Origin of the sequence: Pukyongiella litopenaei (assembly GCF_003008555.2) — a bacterium.
Lineage (GTDB): Bacteria > Pseudomonadota > Alphaproteobacteria > Rhodobacterales > Rhodobacteraceae > Pukyongiella > Pukyongiella litopenaei.
The window spans coordinates 1,559,858-1,578,184 of sequence record NZ_CP027665.1 but is presented as its reverse complement, the minus strand read 5'-3'; the positions used below and the strand labels follow the sequence as shown (position 1 = coordinate 1,578,184).

The window sequence follows — 18,327 nt, the reverse complement described above, 5'->3', positions numbered from 1 at the left end:
ATGACCAACCCGCTGCTGGATACCTGGGACACCCCGTTCGGGATCGCGCCCTTTGCCGCGATTTCCGATGCCGATTTCGACCCGGCGCTGGACCGGGCGCTGGCGGCGCACCGGGCCGAGATCGACGCCATCGCCGGTGATCCCGCGCCGGCGGATTTCGACAACACGATCGGGGCGCTGGAGGCGGCGGGGCGGGATCTGGACAGGGTTCTGTCGGTGTTCTCCACCGTAGCGGGGGCTGACAGCACCCCCGACCGCGAGGCGTTGCAGCGCGCGTTTTCGCCGAAACTGGCCGCGCATTTTTCCGACATCTCCGCCAACAAGGCGCTGTTCGGGCGGGTGGACGACCTGTGGCAGCGGCGCGATACGCTGGGTCTGGACGACGAACAGGCGCGCGTGCTGATGCTGACGCGGCGGGGGTTCGTCCGCTCGGGCGCGGCGCTGCGCGGGGCGGACGAGACGCGGATGAAGGACATCAAGGCGCGGCTGGCGACCCTGGGCACCGCGTTCACCCAGAACCTGCTGGCCGATGAACGGGACTGGTCGATGCCGCTCGGGCCCGGCGACCTGGACGGGCTGCCCGATTTCGTGATCGCCGCCGCCCGCGCGGCGGGCGAGGAAAAGGGCGCGCCGGGTCCGGTGGTGACCCTGTCGCGGTCGCTGATCGTGCCGTTCCTGCAGTTTTCGGCCCGCCGCGATCTGCGCGAACGGGCGTGGCGGGCGTGGTCGGCGCGCGGGGCCAATGGCGGTGATACCGACAACCGGGACATCGCCGCCGAGATCCTCGCCCTGCGCGAGGAACGGGCCGGATTGCTGGGCTATGACAATTTCGCCGATTACAAGCTGGAAACCGAGATGGCCGGCAGCCCGGAAAAGGTGCGCGACCTGCTGATGGCGGTCTGGGAGCCCGCGCGGGCGCGGGTCGAGGCAGATGCCGGGGTCCTGACCGCGATGATGCAGGCCGATGGCGTCAACGGGCCGCTGGAGCCCTGGGACTGGCATTTCTACGCGGAGAAACGGCGCCGGGCCGAACATGATCTCGATGAGGCGGCGCTGAAACCCTACCTGCAGCTCGACCGGATCATCGAGGCGGCCTTTGCCTGTGCGCAGCGGCTGTTCGGCCTGAAATTCGCGCCGCTCCCGGATCTCGACCTCTACCATCCCGATTGCCGCGCCTGGGAGGTGACGCGGGACGGGCAGCATGTCGCGGTGTTCATCGGCGATTACTTTGCACGCGGCTCGAAACGTTCGGGGGCGTGGTGTTCGGCGATGCGGTCGCAGGCGAAGTTCCCCGAGCCGCAGACCCCGGTGGTGATCAATGTCTGCAACTTCGCCAAGGGCGAACCCGCGCTGCTATCCTGGGACGATGCGCGCACGCTGTTCCACGAGTTTGGTCACGCGCTGCACCAGATGCTGTCCGACGTGACCTATGAAAGCATCTCGGGCACCTCGGTCGCGCGGGACTTCGTCGAACTGCCGAGCCAGCTTTATGAACACTGGCTGGAAGTGCCCGAGGTGCTGGCGAACTATGCGACCCATGCCGAGACCGGCGCACCGATGCCGCGCGACCTGCTGGACCGGCTGCTGGCGGCCTCGACCTATGACATGGGGTTCCAGACGGTCGAATATGTCGCCTCGGCGCTGGTCGACCTGGCCTTTCACGACGGGCCCGCCCCCGCCGATCCGATGGCGCGCCAGGCCGAGGTTCTGGCCGGGATCGGGATGCCGCACGCGATCGCGATGCGCCATGCGACCCCGCATTTTGCCCATGTCTTTGCCGGTGACGGCTATTCCTGCGGTTATTACAGCTATATGTGGTCCGAGGTCATGGATGCCGACGCCTTTGCCGCCTTCGAAGAGGCGGGCGGCCCGTTCGACGCCGACCGCGCCCGGGCGCTGGAGGATCACATCCTGTCGCGCGGCGGATCGGCCGAGGCGGCTGACCTGTATCTGGCCTTTCGCGGCAGGCTGCCGGGCGTCGAGGCGCTGCTCAGGGGGCGCGGGCTGGCGGCATGACCGGCGATGATTTCAACGCCTTCTGCGGCAGCCTGCCGGCGGCCACCCATTCGGTGCAATGGGGCGGGTCGGATGTCTGGAAGGTCGGCGGCAAGGTGTTCGCCATCTGCGGATGGGGCACGGGCGAGGCCGCGTTCACCTTCAAGGTCAGCGATATCGCCTATGAGGTCCTGACCGGCATGGAGGGGCTGCGCCCGGCCCCCTATCTCGCCTCGCGCGGGTTCAAATGGGTGCAGCATCACGCCGCGCCGGGGCTGTCGGATGACGAGCTGAAACGCCATATCCGCGCCTCCTACGAGATGATCCGCGATGCTCTGAGCCGCGCCAGGCGGGCCGAGCTGGGGTTGACCGGGCCGGATCAGTAACCCAGGTCGCGGTCCACGAGATGCAGGAACGGCTCAGCCGCTTCGCCGCGGCGGATGTTCTCGGCAATTGCCTGCGACGCGGTTTCGGCACGGGTTTCGGACGCGATATGCGGCGTGACCGTCACCCGTGGATGCGCCCAGTAGGGATGATCGGCCGGCAGCGGTTCGGTGCGGAACACGTCGAGCGTGGCATGGCCGACCTGCCCGGCGTCCAGCGCCGCCAGCAGCGCGTCATCGTCGATCAGTGTGCCCCGGCCGGGGTTGATGACCGTCGCGCCGCGCGGCAGGCGGGCCAGCGTCTCGGCGTTCAGGACATTCGTCGTCGCCGGCGTGTCGGGCAGCAGCAGCACGAGGATCTGCGCGCTGTCCAGCGCGGCGGTCAGCCCGTCCGGCCCGTGCAGGCAAAGCAGGCCGGGGATGGATTTGGGCGACCGGCTCCACCCGGTGACCGGAAACCCCAGCGCGGCCAGTGTTTCACCGCAGGCCCGGCCCAGTTCGCCCAGACCCAGGATGGTGACGGGACGATCGGCCGCCAGCGGCGGTATCGCCTTGCGCCAGACACCGTCCTGGCCGGTGATCTGCGCGTCCATGCCCAGGTGATGGCGCATCACATGGCCGGTAACCCATTCGACCATGCCACGGGTCAGCCCGTCATCCACCATCCGCGCCAGCGGCACCCCCAGCGTGCGGTTGCCGGTGATCGTTTCGACCCCGGCCCAGAGGCTCAGCACCGCCCTGAGCCGTGTGAACGGCGTGAAATCCCGCAACGGCGATGAGGGCGCATAGACGATGTAATCGACCAGTTCCGGCGGGAAATCGGTGCGCAGATCGGCGGCGACCCCGGCGCGGTCCAGCGCATCGGACAGGGGCGCCCGGTAGGTATCCCAGTTCTCCGCGCGGGCGGCAAACAGCACGTTGACGGTCATGAAATCCTCATCTCGGGCGGTGGATATGGGCGCTCTGGACGATGCCGAAGGCCGCCATGAGCACGAGCATTGCCGAACCGCCATAGCTGACCATCGGCAGGGGCACCCCGACCACCGGCGCCAGCCCCATGACCATCGACATGTTGACGGCAAAGAACAGGAAGAACGTCATCGCGATGCCCAGCGTCACCAGTGACGAGAACCGGTCGCGGGTCGCCAGCGCGGTGGCGACGCAGAACACGATGATCAGCGCGTAGAGCGTGAGGATCGAGATGCCGCCGATGAACCCGAATTCCTCGGCCAGGGTGGTAAAGATGAAGTCGGTGTGTTTCTCCGGCAGGAAGTTCAGCCGGGTCTGGGTGCCCTGCATGAAGCCGCGCCCGCCCCAGCCGCCCGATCCCAGCGCGATCTTGGACTGGGTGATGTGATACCCGGCCCCCAGCGGATCCTGGGACGGGTCGAGAAAGGTGTCGATGCGGCGGAACTGATAGTCCTTGAGCAACTGCCAGTCCGTGCCGCGGCTCTTGAACACGGCGGTGATCAGCCCGACGCCCGCGGTGATCACGGCGACGAAATAGGCCCAGTGCACCCCGGCCAGGAACATCAGCCCGCCCCCGGCCGCCAGCAGCAGGATCGAGGTGCCCAGATCGGGCTGGCGCAGAACGAGAAAGGTCGGAAACAGGATGATCGCGACCGGCACTAGGACCCAGAACGGGCGCGAGGTGCGCTCGGCGGGCAACCAGTCGTAATAGGCGGCCAGCAGCATCACCAGCGTGATCTTCATCAACTCGGACGGTTGCAGCCGCATGAAGCCGATGTCGATCCACCGCTGCGCGCCCATGCCGACCGTCCCGAACATCTCGACCGCGATCAGCAGCAGGACGGACCCGCCATAGGCCAGGGCGGCCATGTTGCGCCAGAACCAGATCGGCACCATCGCGATGGCCAGCATCACCGCCAGCCCCAGCACGAAGCGTTTCATCTGCGGTTCGGCCCAGGGCTGGAACGATCCGCCGGCGACGGAATAGAGCATCAGGAAGCCGACGCAGGCCACCGCCGTCAGCAACAGCGTCAGCGGCCAGTTCAGATACAGCACTTTGCGCAGGCCCGTCGGCGTGGATTGGACCGTCGATTCGAGATAGCTCATGCCCGGTCGCTCGCCTCTGCCCGCAGCGCGGGGAAATCCTGTTCCATCTGTTCCTGCTGGGCCTTGATCCGGCCGCGGTCGCCCTTGGGATAGGCGGTCAGCGGCGGCGGTCCGCCATAAAGCGCCTGCAACAACACGTCGCGTGCGATCGGCGCCGCCGCGGTCGATCCGCCACCGCCATGTTCGACCACCACCGAGACCGCGAAACGCGGGTTTTCATAGGGCGCGTAGCATACGAACAGCGCGTGGTCGCGCCGTTCCCAGGGCAGGTCGCTGTTGCGGATGACCCCGCGTGCGCGTTCTTCCTTCGTGATGTTGCGCACCTGGCTGGTGCCGGTCTTGCCGGCCATGCGCTGTTCTTCGGCGATGATGCGGTTGCGATAGGCCGTGCCGCGCCGGTCGTTGCTGACCGCGTACATGGCGCGGCGGATGCGGTCCAGGTTGGCCCTGTTCACGCCCAGATCGCCGCCGCCGCCCGAGGGCTGCTCGATCCCGTCCACCGATTTGACCAGCCGGGGCGCGACCGCGCGGCCGGTGGCGATCCGGGCCGACATTATGGCCAGCTGCAGCGGCGAGGCCAGCATGTAGCCCTGTCCGATCGAGGCGTTGACCGTGTCGCCCACGCGCCAGTCCTGGTCGTGGACCTGATTCTTCCACGCCCGGTCCGGGGCCAGCCCGCGCGCCACCGCAGACATCGGGATGTCGTGCCGTTCACCCAGTCCGAACCGGTGCGCCATCGCCGAGATCTTGTCGATGCCGACCCGCAGCGCCAGGTCGTAGTAATAGACATCGCAGCTCTGTTTCAGCGAATTCAGAAGGTTCACATGGCCGTGGCCGCCGCGCCGCCAGCAATGGAACCGACGCCCGGATACCTCCATGTGGCCGGGGCACCAGACGGTTTCCTCGGGGCCGACCAGGCCTTCCTCGAGCGCCGCCATCGCGGTGATCATCTTGAAGGTCGAACCGGGCGGATAGGTGCCCTGCACCGTCTTGTTGGCGAGCGGACGATACTTGTCCTCGGTCAGCGCCCGGTAATCGCCCACCGAGATGCCGCGCACGAACAGGTTGGGATCGAAGCTGGGGGCCGAGGCGATCGCCCGCAGGTCGCCATCGGCGCAGTCGATCACCACCGCCGCCGCGCTTTCACCCGCCAGCCGCGCCTGCACATAGGTCTGCAGTTGCGCGTCCACGGTCAGTTGCAGGTCGGCGCCCGGCTGGCCTTCGCGCCGGTCGAGCTCGCGCATCACCCGGCCGGTGGCATTGACCTCGACCCGCTTGGCACCGGCCTTGCCGCGCAGCACGTCTTCGCGCTTGGCCTCGAGCCCGACCTTGCCGATCTGGAACCGGGGGATGCGCAGCACCGGTTCGGGATCTTCGATCTTGCTCAGGTCGTAGTCGCTGACCGGGCCGACATAGCCGACAACATGGGCGAAATCCGCGTTGCGGGGGTATTCCCGCGTCAGGCCGACCTCGGGCGTCACACCGGGCAGGGCCGGGGCGTTCACGGCAACGCGGCTCACCGCCTCCCAGCTGACCTGGTCGGCCAGCGTCACCGGCAGGAAGGGCGGCGACCGTTTCATCTCGGTCATCGCGCGGTTCAGGTCTTCCTGGTCCAGTTCCACCAGCTGCGACAGCCGCGAAATGACCGCGTCCACGTCGCCGGCATCCTCGGGCACGATGATGATGCGGTAGCTGGGCGTGTTGCGGGCGATCACCCGGCCCTCGCGGTCGAACAGCTTGCCGCGCGCCGGGGCGATCAGCCGGATGTTGATGCGGTTTTCCTCGGCCAGCAGGCGGAACTGGTCGGCCTCGTCGACCTGAAGCCGGTGCATCCGCCAGGCCAGCGCACCGGCAAACCCGCCCATCAACCCGCCGACCAGCAGGGTGCGGCGGCTCATGCGGCGGTGGACCTGTTCCAGTTCCTGGGGATTGCGTTTCATGCCCTCAGCCCCACCTGTTCACCCGAGCCGGGCGCCGGGCGCCGGACGCCCAGCAGGGCCTGTGACGCGGCCACCACCAGCGGATAGGCCAGGATGGTAAAGCCCGCGCGGCTCAGCACCAGCGACAGCGGCGACTGGACCGTCAGCGACAGCCCCATCACGACCCGGGTCAGGACCGGGATCGCCAGCATCACCAGCGCCACCACCAGCCATTCGAACAGGAACCCGGTATCGCGCATCCCCGGCCCGCGCGCGCGCAGGAACTCGGCCCCCAGCAGCACCGCCAGCGCCGTCAGCCCCGGCGGGCGTTGCAGCAGGAGGTCGGCCAGCAGCATCGCGGCGGCGATGGACAGCGGCGGCACATAGTCGGGGCGGCGCAGGACCCAGGCAAAGGTCAGCGCCTCGAACAGGTCGGGCGGGGCGATGCGCCGCGGCACCGTGTCCAGCGGCAGCAGGTGAAAGAACAGGATCACCAGCACGAGGCCGAAATAGGCGGCCCGCATCAGCCAGAGCCGGGTCAGAGGGGCGGCGCTATCCATCGCCGCCACCTTCGCCGGGTTCGGTCCGGTCGGCCTGCACGGCGGTGCGCGGCGCGACGATGCCGCCGGGATCGGTGATGCCCTCATGGCCGTGGTGGCGCAGCACGCGCAGGTATTCCAGCCGCTCGAAATCCGCGGCCAGCCGCACGCGCAGCCGCCCCGACGGGTCGGCGGCGACCGACCCGATCAGCAGGCCGGCGGGAAACACCCCGCCATCGCCCGAACTGATCACCCGGTCGCCGGGGCGCACCAGGTCGAGATTTTCCAGGAAATCGACAATCGGCGTGGCCGAGTTGTCGCCGATGATCATCGCCGTCTGTCCCGACGGGCGGATCTGGGCGGGCACCGCGCTGACCGGGTCGGTCAGCAGGATCACGCGCGACGTGGTCTTGCCCACGCCCGAGATCCGGCCCACCAGCCCGATCCCGTCCATCGCCGCCCAGCCATCGACGATGCCGTCGCGCGCGCCCACGTTCAGCAGCACCGACTGCCGGAAGGGCGAGCCGCTGTCGGCCATCACCACGCCGGTCACATAGGTCAGCTGCGGGTCAAGCCGCACGTTGTTGAGATCCAGCAGCCGGGCGTTTTCCTGTTCCAGTTGCAGCGCCGCCTCGCGCCAGGCCCGCATCCGGCGCAATTCGCTGCGCAGGTTGGCGTTCTGTTCGACCAGCCGCTGATAGCTCTGGAAATCGCGCACCAGGTTGACCGCCCCGGTGACCGGGCGCATTGCCCAGTCCAGGCTGGGCACGACCCGGTCCGTGACCTGGGCGCGGAACCGTTCGACCCGCGGGCTGTCGATGCGCCAGACGATGAACACCGCCAGCAGGAACAGGCACAGCAACGCGACCAGCAGCCGCCGCAGCGGGCCGGCGAAATCGTCGTTTTGTGATCGGTCCTTGGCCAACGGGTTTCCCTTGGCTGCGCCGCCCTTGCGCGCGGCCCTGTCACCGCAGGGTGCGCGTCCTAGCTGTCGTAGTCAATCGCGTGGCGCAGCTGCTTTTCATACTCCAGCGCCTTGCCGGTGCCCAGCGCGACGCAGGTCAGGCTCTCGTCGGCGATCGACACCGCCAGCCCGGTGCGTTCGCGCAGGGCAAGGTCGAGATCGCCCAGCAGCGCCCCGCCGCCGGTCAGCATCACGCCGCGGTCGACGATGTCGGCGGCCAGGTCCGGCGGGGTGGCTTCGAGCGCGGTCATCACCGCCTCGCAGATCTGCTGCACCGGCTCGGCCAGCGCCTCGGCCACCTGGGCCTGCGATATCTCGATTTCCTTGGGCACGCCGTTCAGCAGGTCGCGGCCCCGGATATGCATCGACGCGCCGCGCCCGTCATCGGGCATCCGCGCGGTCCCGATCGAGGTCTTGATCCGTTCGGCGGTGGATTCGCCGACCAGCAGGTTTTCCTTGCGGCGCAGAAAGTTGATGATGCTTTCATCCATCCGGTCGCCGCCGACCCGGACCGACTGGGCATAGACGATGTCGCCCAGGCTCAGTACCGCGACCTCGGTGGTGCCGCCGCCGATATCGACCACCATGTTGCCGGTGGGATCGGTGATCGGCATGCCGGCGCCGATCGCCGCCGCGATCGGTTCCGCGATCAGCCCGGCGCGGCGCGCGCCCGCCGACAGCACCGATTGCCGGATCGCGCGCTTTTCGACCGGGGTGGCGCCATGCGGGACGCAGACGATGATCTTCGGCTTGGAAAAGGTGGTGCGCTTGTGAACCTTGCGGATGAAATGCTTGATCATCTCTTCGGCCACATCGAAATCCGCGATCACGCCCTGGCGCATCGGCCGGATCGCTTCGATGCTGCCCGGCGTCCGGCCCAGCATCAGCTTGGCATCCTCGCCCACGGCCAGCACTTTCTTGACCCCGTCCTTGACGTGATAGGCGACCACCGATGGCTCGGACAGGATCACGCCGCGTCCCTTGACATAGACCAGCGTGTTGGCGGTGCCCAGGTCGATCGCCATGTCCGACGAGAACAGGCCGCCAAGGTTTCCGAGTATCGACATAAGAGATTGATCCTGCTGAAACTGCCTATTGGCCCAGCGACTCTGATGGTCGCAGGGCCAAGACCTTATAAGCGGGCACCGCTTGCGGCGAAAGTCCCCAATATGCGCGGGGTGGCACGTTTCTGCCTTTCCGCCCGCGCGGTTGCCCGTTGCCGTAGCGGCAGGTCGATGCAGGGTATCCGCGCGATCAGTTCACGTCCTTGTAGCTGATTTCGCGCATGTCCGATCCCGGCCCCGTCTTTTCGCGGCGCACCAGCAGCCGGTTCAGCGCGTTCACATAGGCCCGCGCCGAGGCGACCACCGTATCGGTATTGGCCGATTGCCCGGTGGCGATCATGCCGTCTTCGCCGAGCCGGACCGAAACCGTCGCCTGCGCATCCGTGCCCTCGGTCACGGCATGGACCTGGTAGAGCTCCAGGTGGGCGTTGTTCGGAAAGAGCTTGCGGATCGCCTTGAACGTGGCGTCCACCGGTCCGTCGCCATGGGCGGTGGCGGACAGGTCCTCGCCGTCGATCTCCATCTCGACGGTGGATTCCGCCGGGCCGCCGGTGCCGCAGACCACCTTCATCGACACCACCTGCAGCCGGTCGTTCGCCGGGTCCTCGCCCGCGCGCATCAGCGCCACGATATCGTCGTCGAACACCTCTTTCTTGCGGTCGGCCAGTTCCTTGAACCGCACGAAGATGTCCCGGAGCTGGTTGTCGCCCACGTCATAGCCCAGCTGGCGCAGCTTGTCGCGCAGCGCCGCGCGGCCGGAATGCTTGCCCAGCGGCAGCGACGTGCCGGCGAGCCCGATATCCTCGGGGCGCATGATCTCGAACGTGTCGGCGCTCTTGAGCATGCCGTCCTGGTGGATGCCGCTTTCATGGGCAAAGGCGTTCTTGCCGACCACCGCCTTGTTGAACTGCACCGGAAACCCGGACACGGTCGAAACCCGGCGCGAGATGTTCATGATCCGGGAGGTGTCGATGCCGGTTTGCCAGGGCATGATGTCATGGCGCACCTTCAGCGCCATCACCACCTCTTCGAGCGCGGTGTTTCCGGCGCGTTCGCCCAGGCCGTTGATGGTGCATTCGATCTGCCGCGCGCCGCCGGCCACGGCGGCGAGGCTGTTGGCGGTCGCCATGCCCAGGTCGTTGTGGCAATGGGTCGAAAACACCACGTCAGCAGCGCCCGGCACCTCGGCGATCAGCCGCCGGATCAGGTCGGCGCTTTCGACCGGGGCGGTATAGCCCACCGTGTCGGGGATGTTGATGGTGGTGGCGCCGGCCTTGATCGCGATTTCGACAACGCGGGCGAGATAGTCCCATTCGGTGCGGGTGGCATCCATCGGCGACCATTGCACATTGTCGCACAGGTTGCGCGCATGGGTGACCGTCTGGTGGATCAGGTCGGCCATCTCGTCCCGGGTCAGGTTCGGGATCGCGCGGTGCTGCGGCGAGGTGCCGATGAAGGTGTGGATGCGCGGTTGCTTGGCGTTGCGGACGGCTTCCCAGCAGCGGTCGATATCGCCGAGATTGGCCCGGCTGAGGCCGCAGATCACCGCGTTGCGCGCATTCGCGGCGATCTCGGACACTGCCTTGAAATCGCCTTCGGAGGCGATCGGGAAACCGGCTTCGATGATGTCGACGCCCATTTCGTCCAGCAGCCCGGCAATCTCGAGCTTTTCGTCATGGGTCATGGTGGCGCCGGGGCTCTGTTCGCCGTCGCGCAGTGTCGTGTCGAAAATGAGGACGCGATCCGTGTCGGTCGTGGTGGTCATGGCGATGTCTTTCGTTGGTGTTTCCTGAATCCTTGGCGCGCGGGCGGCATCCTCTGAGCGGGCGCGCCGAATGGCACGCTCAGAGGCGGCCTAGCAGTACAATCGCCAGGGTCAGGAGGCCACGCGGCGCCGCGCCGCGATATGCGGCGGCAGGTGCGATATGGGCGTGGCTGGTCATGGCGCCCGACTATACGCGTTGCGCCACGGATGGAAAGGCGAAAATCGCACCGCTCAGTCGGTCCCGGCCGCCGGTGCCGGATCGGCATCCGCGGCCGGTTGCGGTTCGGCGGGTGCGACCAGGGCGCCGTTTTCCCATCTGCCGCTTTCCTCCTGCCCCGAGGCATAGCGCATGGTGCCTTGACCCTGCCGTTTGCCATCGCTGAATTCGCCGTCATAGACATCGCCATTGGCATAGGTGGCCACGCCGCGCCCCTTGATTTCTCCGGTTTTCCAGTCGCCGGAATAGCGGAACCCGCTGGCCATGGTGATCTCGCCCCGGCCGTCGCGCTTGCCGTCGACGAAACCGCCCTCGTAGATGCTGCCATCGGCATAGGTGGCCTTGCCCTGTCCGCTGCGCTTGCCGTCCTTCCAGTCGCCGTCATAGCGATACCCGTCGGGATAGGTCATCACGCCCCGGCCGTGGTTGCGCGCATTGCGAAACTCGCCGTCATAGACGACCCCGCCGGGATAGGTGGCCACGCCGTTGCCCTCGATCACCCCGTTCACCCAGTCGCCGTCATAGGTGGCGCCGTCGGGATAGGTGATCTTGCCGCGCCCGTGGGCCAGATCGTCGAGGAACTGGCCGGTATAGAACGACCCGTCGGGATAGGTGACCTTGCCGCTGCCGGCGATCTTTCCGGCCTTCCATTCGCCGTTATAGACATACCCGTCCTGCCCCTTGAACAGGCCCTGTCCCTCGCGCTGGTCGTTCACGAACCCGCCGCGATAGGTGTCGCCATTGGCATAGGTGACCTGGCCGGTGCCTTCGCGGCGGCCCTTGACCAGATCGCCTTCGTAGATGTCGCCGTTGGGTTGCACCAGCCGGCCCTTGCCGTTGATCTGGCCGTCTTCCCATGTGCCCGAGTAATCCAGCCCGTCGGGCAGCGTCAGGCGGCCTTCGCCATGGCGTTTGCCGAACTTGAACCCGCCCTCGTAGACGCCGCCATCGGCATAGGTCACCGTGCCCTGCCCGTGCAGCTTGCCGTCGGCCCAGTGGCCGTCGAACCGGGTGCCTTCCGCATCGGTCAGGATGCCCGCGCCCTGGTATTTGCCGGCGCGGAAACTGCCGTCATAGCGGGCGCCGTCGGGATAGGTGGCGACACCGTCCCCGTCGATCACGCCAGCGGTCCAGCCGCCCTCGTAGGTGCTGCCATCGGCATAGGTGATCCTGCCCTGGCCCTGCGGCTTGCCGGCGGCAAAGCCGCCTTCGTAGACCGCGCTGTCGGGATAGCGGGCGACGCCCTGGCCGCTGATTTCGCCATCGACCCATTCGCCCTGGTACTCGAAACCGTTCGGCAGGCGATAGGTGCCGGTGCCGTGCTGAAGCCCGTTGCGGAACGTGCCTTCGTAGATGCCGCCGACCTCGTCCTGGACCGTCTGCGCCGATTGCTGCGCCAGCGCCGGTTGCGCCAGTCCGATCAGCAGCGGCAGCAGGAATATCTTGCAGTTTGCCATGTCTTGCCCGTCCGGTTCTGAACCGCGCCCCTGGGCGCGCCGTGAACCTAGAACGCGCCGCCGCCGGATGGAACCGCAATGTTCCCGCCGATGCCCGACTGCCCACGGATTGACCATGACCGGAGGGCAGGCGCCCGGTTTTCCGCGCAAACCCTTTCCTGTGCCGGGTGATCTGGTAAACGGCTTGGGAGGGAACAGGGCAGGTTGAGAGGCAGGGAACAGATGGCCGACCGATTCCGCGTGACGCTGGCACAGCTCAACCCCGTCGTGGGCGACCTGGACGGCAATGCCGCCAAGGCGCGCCAAGCGTGGGAACAGGGTCGCGATGCCGGGGCCGACCTGGTGGCGCTGCCCGAGATGTTCATAACCGGCTACAACACCCAGGACCTGGTGATGAAGCCCGCCTTTCACACCGCCGCGATCGAACGGGTGCGTGCGCTGGCCGCCGAGTGCGCCGACGGGCCGGCCCTGGCGATCGGCGCGCCCTGGGTCGAAGGCACCTCGCTCTACAACGCCTACCTGATCTGCAAGGGCGGGCGAATCGTGGCGACCCCGCTCAAGCACCACCTGCCCAACGAAACCGTGTTCGACGAGATGCGGATTTTCGATGCCGGTCCGCTGGGCGGGCCGTATGTGGTGGGCGGTGTCCGGATCGGGTCGCCGATCTGCGAAGATGCCTGGCATGACGACGTGGCCGAGACCCTGGCCGAGACCGGGGCCGAGTTCCTGCTGGTGCCGAACGGATCGCCCTATTACCGCGACAAGTTCGAGGTGCGGCTCAACCACATGGTAGCCCGCGTGGTCGAAACCGGCCTGCCCGTCATCTATCTCAACATGGTCGGGGGGCAGGACGATCAGGTTTTCGATGGCGGCACCTTCGCGCTGAACCCCGGCGGCGAACTGGCGCTGCAGATGCCGCTCTTTGACGAGGCGATTGCCCAGGTGGACCTGGAACGCACGCCCGAGGGCTGGCGGCTGATCGGGGGCGAGGAGCATGTTCATCCGGACGCGTGGGAGCAGGATTACCGGGTGATGGTCACCGGCCTGCGCGACTACCTGGCCAAGTCGGGGTTCGCCAAGGTGCTGCTGGGGCTTTCCGGCGGGGTCGATTCGGCACTGGTGGCGGCGATCGCGGCGGATGCGCTGGGCCCGGAAAACGTGCGCTGCGTGATGCTGCCGTCGGAATACACCTCGCCCGAGAGCCTGGAGGATGCCGAGGCCGTGGCAAAGGCGCTGGGCTGCGGCTACGATCATGTGCCGATCTCCGAGGGGCGGGCGGCGATCACCCGCACGCTGGCGCCGCTGTTCGAGGGGCTGGAGCCGGGGCTGACCGAGGAAAACATCCAGTCCCGGCTGCGCGGGCTGCTGCTGATGGCGCTGTCCAACAAGTTCGGCGAGATGCTGCTGACCACCGGCAACAAGTCCGAGGTGGCGGTGGGCTATGCCACGATCTATGGCGACATGGCCGGGGGCTACAACCCGCTCAAGGATCTTTACAAGACCCGCGTGTTCGAAACCTGCCGCTGGCGCAACGCCAACCATCGCGACTGGATGATGGGGCCCGTGGGGCAGGTGATCCCGCCGCGGGTGATCGACAAGCCGCCGAGCGCCGAACTGCGCGAGGATCAGAAGGACAGCGACAGCCTGCCGGATTACGCCGAACTGGACGCGATGCTCGAGATCCTTGTGGACCGCGACGGGTCGATCGCCGATTGCGTCGCCTCCGGGTTCGACCGCGAAGTGGCGCGCAGGGTCGAACGGCTGATCTATCTCAGCGAATACAAGCGGTTCCAGTCGGCGCCGGGGCCACGGCTGACCAAGGGGGCGTTCTGGCTCGACCGCCGCTATCCCATCGTCAACCGCTGGCGCGACCCGTCCTGAACCGGTAGCCCGCTACAGCATCATCTGGTAGCCGTGGGGTACATAGTGGAACCCGTCGTCGCGGGTGTCGACGAACCCCAGCGCCGGGAACGGCATGTGGTATCCGATCAGCGGTATCCCGTCGGCGGCCAGCATTCCCAGCACCTTGCGGCGCGATGCGGCGGCGGCGGATTTGTCCATGTCGAACCTGACCTCCCAGTCCGGATAGGCGAGCGACCAGACATAGTGGTTGGCCAGATCGGCCATCAGCAACAGCTGTTTGCCGCCGCTTTCCAGCATGTAGGTCATGTGCCCCGGCGTGTGGCCGAAGGCGGCCATCGCGGTGATGCCCGAAACCACGCTGCCACCGTCGTTCAGGAACTCGGTTCGCTCAGCCACCGGGCGCATCTGCGCCTCGAAGGTTTCGTTCTCCATCCCGGCCCAGGCATCGAATTCGACCTGGCCGGTCAGAACCCGCGCATTGGCATAGGTGGGGGCGCCATCCTTCATCATCCCGCCGATGTGATCCCCGTGCATGTGGGTGATCACCACCGTGTCCACCTGGTCGGGCGCATAGCCGGCGGCGGCCAGCGCGGCGGTGGTGGCCGCGGCGTTCAGGCCGGTGTCGAACAGGATCAGTTCGGGCCCGGTATTGACCAGCGTGGGGGTAAAGAAGAACCGCGTGCGGTCGGCGGGGATATGCGCGGCTGCACTGGCGGCGGCAAATTCCTCGGCCGGGGCGTTCATGCCGAAAATGGTCTGCGGGTCGTCCACACTGCGCGACCCGGCCAGGATGGTCGTCACCTCGAATTCGCCCAGTTTGAACCGGTAATAGGGCGCGTTGCGGCCGGACGACATCGGGGCTCCGGCCTGCGCGCGGCCCGTCGCCGCCGCGGCTCCGGCCAGGGCGGCGGCGCCGGTCAGGGCGGCGCGGCGGGTCAGTTTGGGGCTGGTCATGTCGGCACTCCTCTCGTTGTGATTGTATGAACGCTAACATGGCCGCCGAGTCGGACAAACCGCCGCGCACGGGGCTGTGAACGCGCGCGGGACGTGATATCCTGACCGGCATGGCCGGCAACAAGACCGTTCCCACCGGCGCCGATGTCGCCGGGTTTTTCGACGCCGTGACGCCGCCGCGCCGGGCCGCCGATGCCCGCGCGCTGGACGCGCTGTTCCGGCGTGTCACCGGGTTCACCCCGGTGATGTGGGGGCCGTCCATCGTCGGATATGGCCGCTATCACTATCGCCATGACAGCGGGCGCGAGGGCGATTTCCTGGCCACCGGGTTCAGCCCGCGCAAGGCGTCGCTGGTGATCTACATCATGCCGGGCTATTTCGGGTTCCCCGACATCCTGCCGCGATTGGGCAAGCACCGGTCGGGCAAATCCTGCCTCTACATCAACACGCTTGCCGATGTGGACGAAACGGTGCTGGAAGACCTAGTGGCCGCGGGGCTGGCGCGGCTGCGGGATATCTGGCCTGTAATGCCGGCCTGACCCGCCCGTTTGCTGGACAATCGCCCCCCCCTGTGACAAAGGGCGCCCGTTCACAGGAGACATCCATGACCACCACCCGTTTCGCCCCGTCGCCCACCGGCTATCTCCATGTCGGCAATCTGCGCACGGCGCTGATGAACTGGCTGATCGCACGCAAGGCGGGCGGAACCTTCATTCTGCGCATCGACGACACCGACCCGGAGCGGTCGAAGGAGGAATATGTCGATGCGATCAAGCAGGATCTCGAATGGCTGGGCCTGCATTGGGACCGAGTGGAACGGCAGTCGGAGCGGCTGGACCGCTATGCCGAGGCGGCCGACCGGCTACGCGGGATGGGCCGGTTCTACGAAGCGTTCGAGACCCCGACCGAACTGGACCTGAAGCGCAAGAAGCTGCTGAACATGGGCCGTCCGCCGGTCTATGACCGCGCCGCGCTGTCATTGTCGGAGGACGAAAAGGCCGCGCTGCGCGCCGAGCGCGGCAATGGTGTCTGGCGGTTCAAGCTGGACCAGGAACGGATCGAATGGCCCGACGGCATCCTCGGCGACGTGTCGATCGATGCCGCAAGCGTGTCGGACCCGGTGCTGATCCGTGGCGACGGGCAGGTGCTCTATACGCTGGCCTCGGTGGTGGATGACACCGAAATGGGGGTGACGGATGTGGTGCGCGGGGCGGACCATGTCACCAACACCGCGACCCAGATCCAGATCATCGCGGCGCTCGGTGGCAACTGCCCGCGCTTTGCCCACCATTCGCTGCTGACCGGCCCGCAGGGCGAGGCGCTGTCGAAGCGGCTGGGGGTGCTGGCGCTGCGCGACCTGCGCGCGGCCGGGGTGCAGCCGATGGCGCTGCTGAGCCAGATGGCGCGGCTGGGCTCGGCTGACCCGGTCGAACTGCGCTCGGACATGGCCGCGCTGGTCGACGGGTTCGACGTGACCCGGTTCGGGACCGCCCCGACCAAGTTCGATGTCGAGGATCTCTATCCGCTGACGGCCCGCCACCTGCAGGCGCTGCCGCTCGAGGCGGTCGCCGTCGATGTCGCGGCGCTGGGCGTGCCGGACGAACTCGCCCCGGCTTTCTGGGCCGTGGCGCGGGACAATATCACCACGCTCGGCGATCTCGGCGAATGGTGGGCGCTGTGCCGCGACGGGGCCGAGCCGCTGATCGACGAGGGCGATGCCGAGTTTGTGGCAAAGGCGATCGCGCTGTTGCCCGAGGGGCCGTTCGACGAAACCAGCTGGGCCAGCTGGACGCAGGCGGTGAAGGGCGCGACCGGCCGCAAGGGCAAGGGGTTGTTCATGCCGCTGCGCAAGGCGCTGACGGGGCGGGAACATGGCCCGGACATGTCGGCGCTGATGCCGCTGCTGCAGGTGATCCGCGCCCGCTCCTGACCGCAGCCGCCGGCGCGGGTGGCTGGCCGCGGGAGCCTCCGGCGGGGATACTTTTGGCAAGAGGAAGCGGCGCGGTCAGGCGGCGGTGATGATCGTGGCGCCGCAGGTGCCGAGCAGATCGTCGACCAGCGCGGTTTCCGCCTCTGTCAGGCGTTGGTGCCGGGGATAGCGCGGCGCGGCGCGGTCATCCAGCACCGGCGCCTGCCAGCCATCGGTGGAGGCGAAGAACCGCGCGGCACCGGGTTCGCCGAATTCGCGCAGGTAGCCCTGCACCACCACGTCGAGATAGCTCAGCAGGATCGGGTGGTCACCGCCGGGGGCGTTGCGATGCCGGGGCGGGACCGAATAGACCGCGATTTCGCGCGGATGCGGGGCGGGGTGGGTGACCTCGGCGGTGACGGTGATCCGGTCATAGGCCCATTCGCGGGCGTCGAGCGCAGCCCAGTCGCTGCCGGGCACGCGCGCGGTCAGCCCGTCGATTTCGGCCTGAGGGTCCGCCGGCACGATTGTGAGAAAGGCCACGCTGCGCAGCGAGGTCTGCGCCCAGGCCCGGCGCCAGCCCCTGAGCCGGGCCCGGTGCAGGTCGGGATAGGCATGGGTGGCGCGGTTCACCAGGCTGCCATAGCCAAAGAAATGCGGGTCGGACACGGGCGGTTTCCGTCTTGTTCGGGTCGGATTGATATATGTCAAACCGATTTTTCCGGGCCTGTGCAAGAAGACAGTCTCCGCAATGTGACAGGAGGGATTCCGTGCGAATCACGAAACGAACCAACATTGCCGTTCGCCTGTTGATGTATTGTGCGGTCAATGACGACCGCCTGGTGACCAAGGCCGAGATCGCGTCCTGCTGCAACATCTCGGAAAACCATCTGGCGCAGGTCATCAACCAACTGGCGCAGCTGGGGTATCTCAACACCCAGCGCGGCCGCAACGGGGGCATGTCGCTGGCGCATGCCGCGCGCGAGATCCGCATCGGGGATGTGTTCCGCGATGTCGAGGGGGATCTGCCGGTGGTCGAGTGTTTCGCCGATGCCGACAATACCTGTCCGCTGACCGATGTCTGCCGGCTGAAGCTGGCGCTGGCGGATGCGGCGCAGGCGTTTTTCATGGCTCTGGACGAGGTGACGCTGGACGCGCTGGTCTGCGACAACGGCGACCTGGTGCGGATGCTGCAACCGGTGGTCTGCGCCCGCTAGGCCGT

The 18,327-nt window shown here is 67.4% G+C and carries 16 protein-coding genes; 6 read left to right on the top strand and 10 right to left on the bottom strand.

The annotated features are described in order from the left end of the window. Both C6Y53_RS07975 and C6Y53_RS07970 read left to right on the top strand, forming a co-directional pair. The gene (locus C6Y53_RS07975; protein ID WP_106471951.1) at nucleotides 1-2,016 is read left to right on the top strand and encodes a M3 family metallopeptidase; all 2,016 of its coding nucleotides are present in this window, start codon (nucleotides 1-3) and stop codon (nucleotides 2,014-2,016) included. Next, nucleotides 2,013-2,381, top strand: coding sequence for an MmcQ/YjbR family DNA-binding protein (locus C6Y53_RS07970; RefSeq protein ID WP_106471950.1), 369 nt, complete (start codon nucleotides 2,013-2,015; stop codon nucleotides 2,379-2,381). The genes C6Y53_RS07975 and C6Y53_RS07970 overlap by 4 nt, the downstream gene beginning before the upstream one ends. On the opposite strand, the gene C6Y53_RS07965 is transcribed toward C6Y53_RS07970, so the two are convergent. From C6Y53_RS07965 to C6Y53_RS07930, 8 genes are all read right to left on the bottom strand, one after another. Continuing rightward, nucleotides 2,375-3,307 (bottom strand): 2-hydroxyacid dehydrogenase, encoded by a 933-nt coding sequence (locus C6Y53_RS07965; protein ID WP_106471949.1) that lies wholly within the window; start codon nucleotides 3,305-3,307, stop codon nucleotides 2,375-2,377. The genes C6Y53_RS07970 and C6Y53_RS07965 overlap by 7 nt on opposite strands. A 7-nt stretch (nucleotides 3,308-3,314) precedes the next feature. Beyond that, nucleotides 3,315-4,454 (bottom strand): rod shape-determining protein RodA, encoded by a 1,140-nt coding sequence (gene rodA / locus C6Y53_RS07960; RefSeq protein WP_106471948.1) that lies wholly within the window; start codon nucleotides 4,452-4,454, stop codon nucleotides 3,315-3,317. Further along, the gene (mrdA, locus tag C6Y53_RS07955; protein WP_106471947.1) at nucleotides 4,451-6,394 is read right to left on the bottom strand and encodes a penicillin-binding protein 2; all 1,944 of its coding nucleotides are present in this window, start codon (nucleotides 6,392-6,394) and stop codon (nucleotides 4,451-4,453) included. Before mrdA ends, rodA begins: the two co-directional genes overlap by 4 nt. Next, complete coding sequence (locus tag C6Y53_RS07950) at nucleotides 6,391-6,933, bottom strand: rod shape-determining protein MreD (RefSeq protein ID WP_106474007.1); 543 nt, start codon at nucleotides 6,931-6,933, stop codon at nucleotides 6,391-6,393. Before C6Y53_RS07950 ends, mrdA begins: the two co-directional genes overlap by 4 nt. Next, complete coding sequence (gene mreC, locus C6Y53_RS07945; RefSeq protein WP_106471946.1) at nucleotides 6,926-7,837, bottom strand: rod shape-determining protein MreC; 912 nt, start codon at nucleotides 7,835-7,837, stop codon at nucleotides 6,926-6,928. The genes C6Y53_RS07950 and mreC overlap by 8 nt, the downstream gene beginning before the upstream one ends. 59 nt (nucleotides 7,838-7,896) lie before the next feature. Beyond that, nucleotides 7,897-8,943: a rod shape-determining protein gene (locus tag C6Y53_RS07940; RefSeq protein ID WP_106471945.1), complete on the bottom strand. Its 1,047-nt coding sequence runs from the start codon at nucleotides 8,941-8,943 to the stop codon at nucleotides 7,897-7,899. Nucleotides 8,944-9,130: 187 nt separating this feature from the next. Then, nucleotides 9,131-10,705, bottom strand: a complete 1,575-nt coding sequence (locus C6Y53_RS07935; RefSeq protein ID WP_106471944.1) for a 2-isopropylmalate synthase — start codon at nucleotides 10,703-10,705, stop codon at nucleotides 9,131-9,133. 231 nt (nucleotides 10,706-10,936) lie between these two features. Further along, nucleotides 10,937-12,379, bottom strand: a complete 1,443-nt coding sequence (locus C6Y53_RS07930; protein ID WP_106471943.1) for an MORN repeat-containing protein — start codon at nucleotides 12,377-12,379, stop codon at nucleotides 10,937-10,939. A 222-nt stretch (nucleotides 12,380-12,601) separates the two neighbouring features. Here C6Y53_RS07930 and C6Y53_RS07925 point away from each other — a divergent pair, with 222 nt between their 5' ends. Continuing rightward, nucleotides 12,602-14,260 carry an NAD+ synthase gene (locus C6Y53_RS07925; RefSeq protein WP_106471942.1) on the top strand — a complete coding sequence of 553 codons (1,659 nt, stop codon included), beginning with the start codon at nucleotides 12,602-12,604 and terminating at the stop codon, nucleotides 14,258-14,260. Between the two features lie 12 nt (nucleotides 14,261-14,272). Here the strand turns inward: C6Y53_RS07925 and C6Y53_RS07920 are convergent, their stop codons facing one another. Continuing rightward, nucleotides 14,273-15,196 carry an MBL fold metallo-hydrolase gene (locus C6Y53_RS07920; protein ID WP_106471941.1) on the bottom strand — a complete coding sequence of 308 codons (924 nt, stop codon included), beginning with the start codon at nucleotides 15,194-15,196 and terminating at the stop codon, nucleotides 14,273-14,275. Between the two features lie 110 nt (nucleotides 15,197-15,306). On the opposite strand from C6Y53_RS07920, the gene C6Y53_RS07915 reads away from it, so the two are divergent. Together C6Y53_RS07915 and gltX are read left to right on the top strand one after the other, a co-directional pair. After that, nucleotides 15,307-15,735 carry a DUF1801 domain-containing protein gene (locus C6Y53_RS07915; RefSeq protein ID WP_106471940.1) on the top strand — a complete coding sequence of 143 codons (429 nt, stop codon included), beginning with the start codon at nucleotides 15,307-15,309 and terminating at the stop codon, nucleotides 15,733-15,735. Nucleotides 15,736-15,800: 65 nt separating this feature from the next. Beyond that, complete coding sequence (gene gltX / locus C6Y53_RS07910; protein ID WP_106471939.1) at nucleotides 15,801-17,126, top strand: glutamate--tRNA ligase; 1,326 nt, start codon at nucleotides 15,801-15,803, stop codon at nucleotides 17,124-17,126. Between the two features lie 75 nt (nucleotides 17,127-17,201). On the opposite strand, the gene C6Y53_RS07905 is transcribed toward gltX, so the two are convergent. Then, nucleotides 17,202-17,774, bottom strand: coding sequence for a gamma-glutamylcyclotransferase family protein (locus C6Y53_RS07905; RefSeq protein ID WP_106471938.1), 573 nt, complete (start codon nucleotides 17,772-17,774; stop codon nucleotides 17,202-17,204). Nucleotides 17,775-17,875: 101 nt separating this feature from the next. On the opposite strand from C6Y53_RS07905, the gene C6Y53_RS07900 reads away from it, so the two are divergent. After that, the gene (locus tag C6Y53_RS07900) at nucleotides 17,876-18,322 is read left to right on the top strand and encodes an RrF2 family transcriptional regulator (RefSeq protein WP_106471937.1); all 447 of its coding nucleotides are present in this window, start codon (nucleotides 17,876-17,878) and stop codon (nucleotides 18,320-18,322) included. The last annotated feature ends 5 nt before the right edge of the window (nucleotides 18,323-18,327 follow it).

Excerpts from the sequence above, each read along its gene's own strand:
- C6Y53_RS07975 (WP_106471951.1), top strand. The coding sequence starts at position 1 with ATGACCAACCCGCTGCTGGATACCTGGGACACCCCGTTCGGGATCGCG.
- C6Y53_RS07970 (WP_106471950.1), top strand. The coding sequence starts at position 2,013 with ATGACCGGCGATGATTTCAACGCCTTCTGCGGCAGCCTGCCGGCGGCC.
- C6Y53_RS07965 (WP_106471949.1), bottom strand. The coding sequence starts at position 3,307 with ATGACCGTCAACGTGCTGTTTGCCGCCCGCGCGGAGAACTGGGATACC.
- rodA (WP_106471948.1), bottom strand. The coding sequence starts at position 4,454 with ATGAGCTATCTCGAATCGACGGTCCAATCCACGCCGACGGGCCTGCGC.
- mrdA (WP_106471947.1), bottom strand. The coding sequence starts at position 6,394 with ATGAAACGCAATCCCCAGGAACTGGAACAGGTCCACCGCCGCATGAGC.
- C6Y53_RS07950 (WP_106474007.1), bottom strand. The coding sequence starts at position 6,933 with ATGGATAGCGCCGCCCCTCTGACCCGGCTCTGGCTGATGCGGGCCGCC.
- C6Y53_RS07940 (WP_106471945.1), bottom strand. The coding sequence starts at position 8,943 with ATGTCGATACTCGGAAACCTTGGCGGCCTGTTCTCGTCGGACATGGCG.
- C6Y53_RS07935 (WP_106471944.1), bottom strand. The coding sequence starts at position 10,705 with ATGACCACCACGACCGACACGGATCGCGTCCTCATTTTCGACACGACA.
- C6Y53_RS07930 (WP_106471943.1), bottom strand. The coding sequence starts at position 12,379 with ATGGCAAACTGCAAGATATTCCTGCTGCCGCTGCTGATCGGACTGGCG.
- C6Y53_RS07925 (WP_106471942.1), top strand. The coding sequence starts at position 12,602 with ATGGCCGACCGATTCCGCGTGACGCTGGCACAGCTCAACCCCGTCGTG.
- C6Y53_RS07920 (WP_106471941.1), bottom strand. The coding sequence starts at position 15,196 with ATGACCAGCCCCAAACTGACCCGCCGCGCCGCCCTGACCGGCGCCGCC.
- C6Y53_RS07915 (WP_106471940.1), top strand. The coding sequence starts at position 15,307 with ATGGCCGGCAACAAGACCGTTCCCACCGGCGCCGATGTCGCCGGGTTT.
- gltX (WP_106471939.1), top strand. The coding sequence starts at position 15,801 with ATGACCACCACCCGTTTCGCCCCGTCGCCCACCGGCTATCTCCATGTC.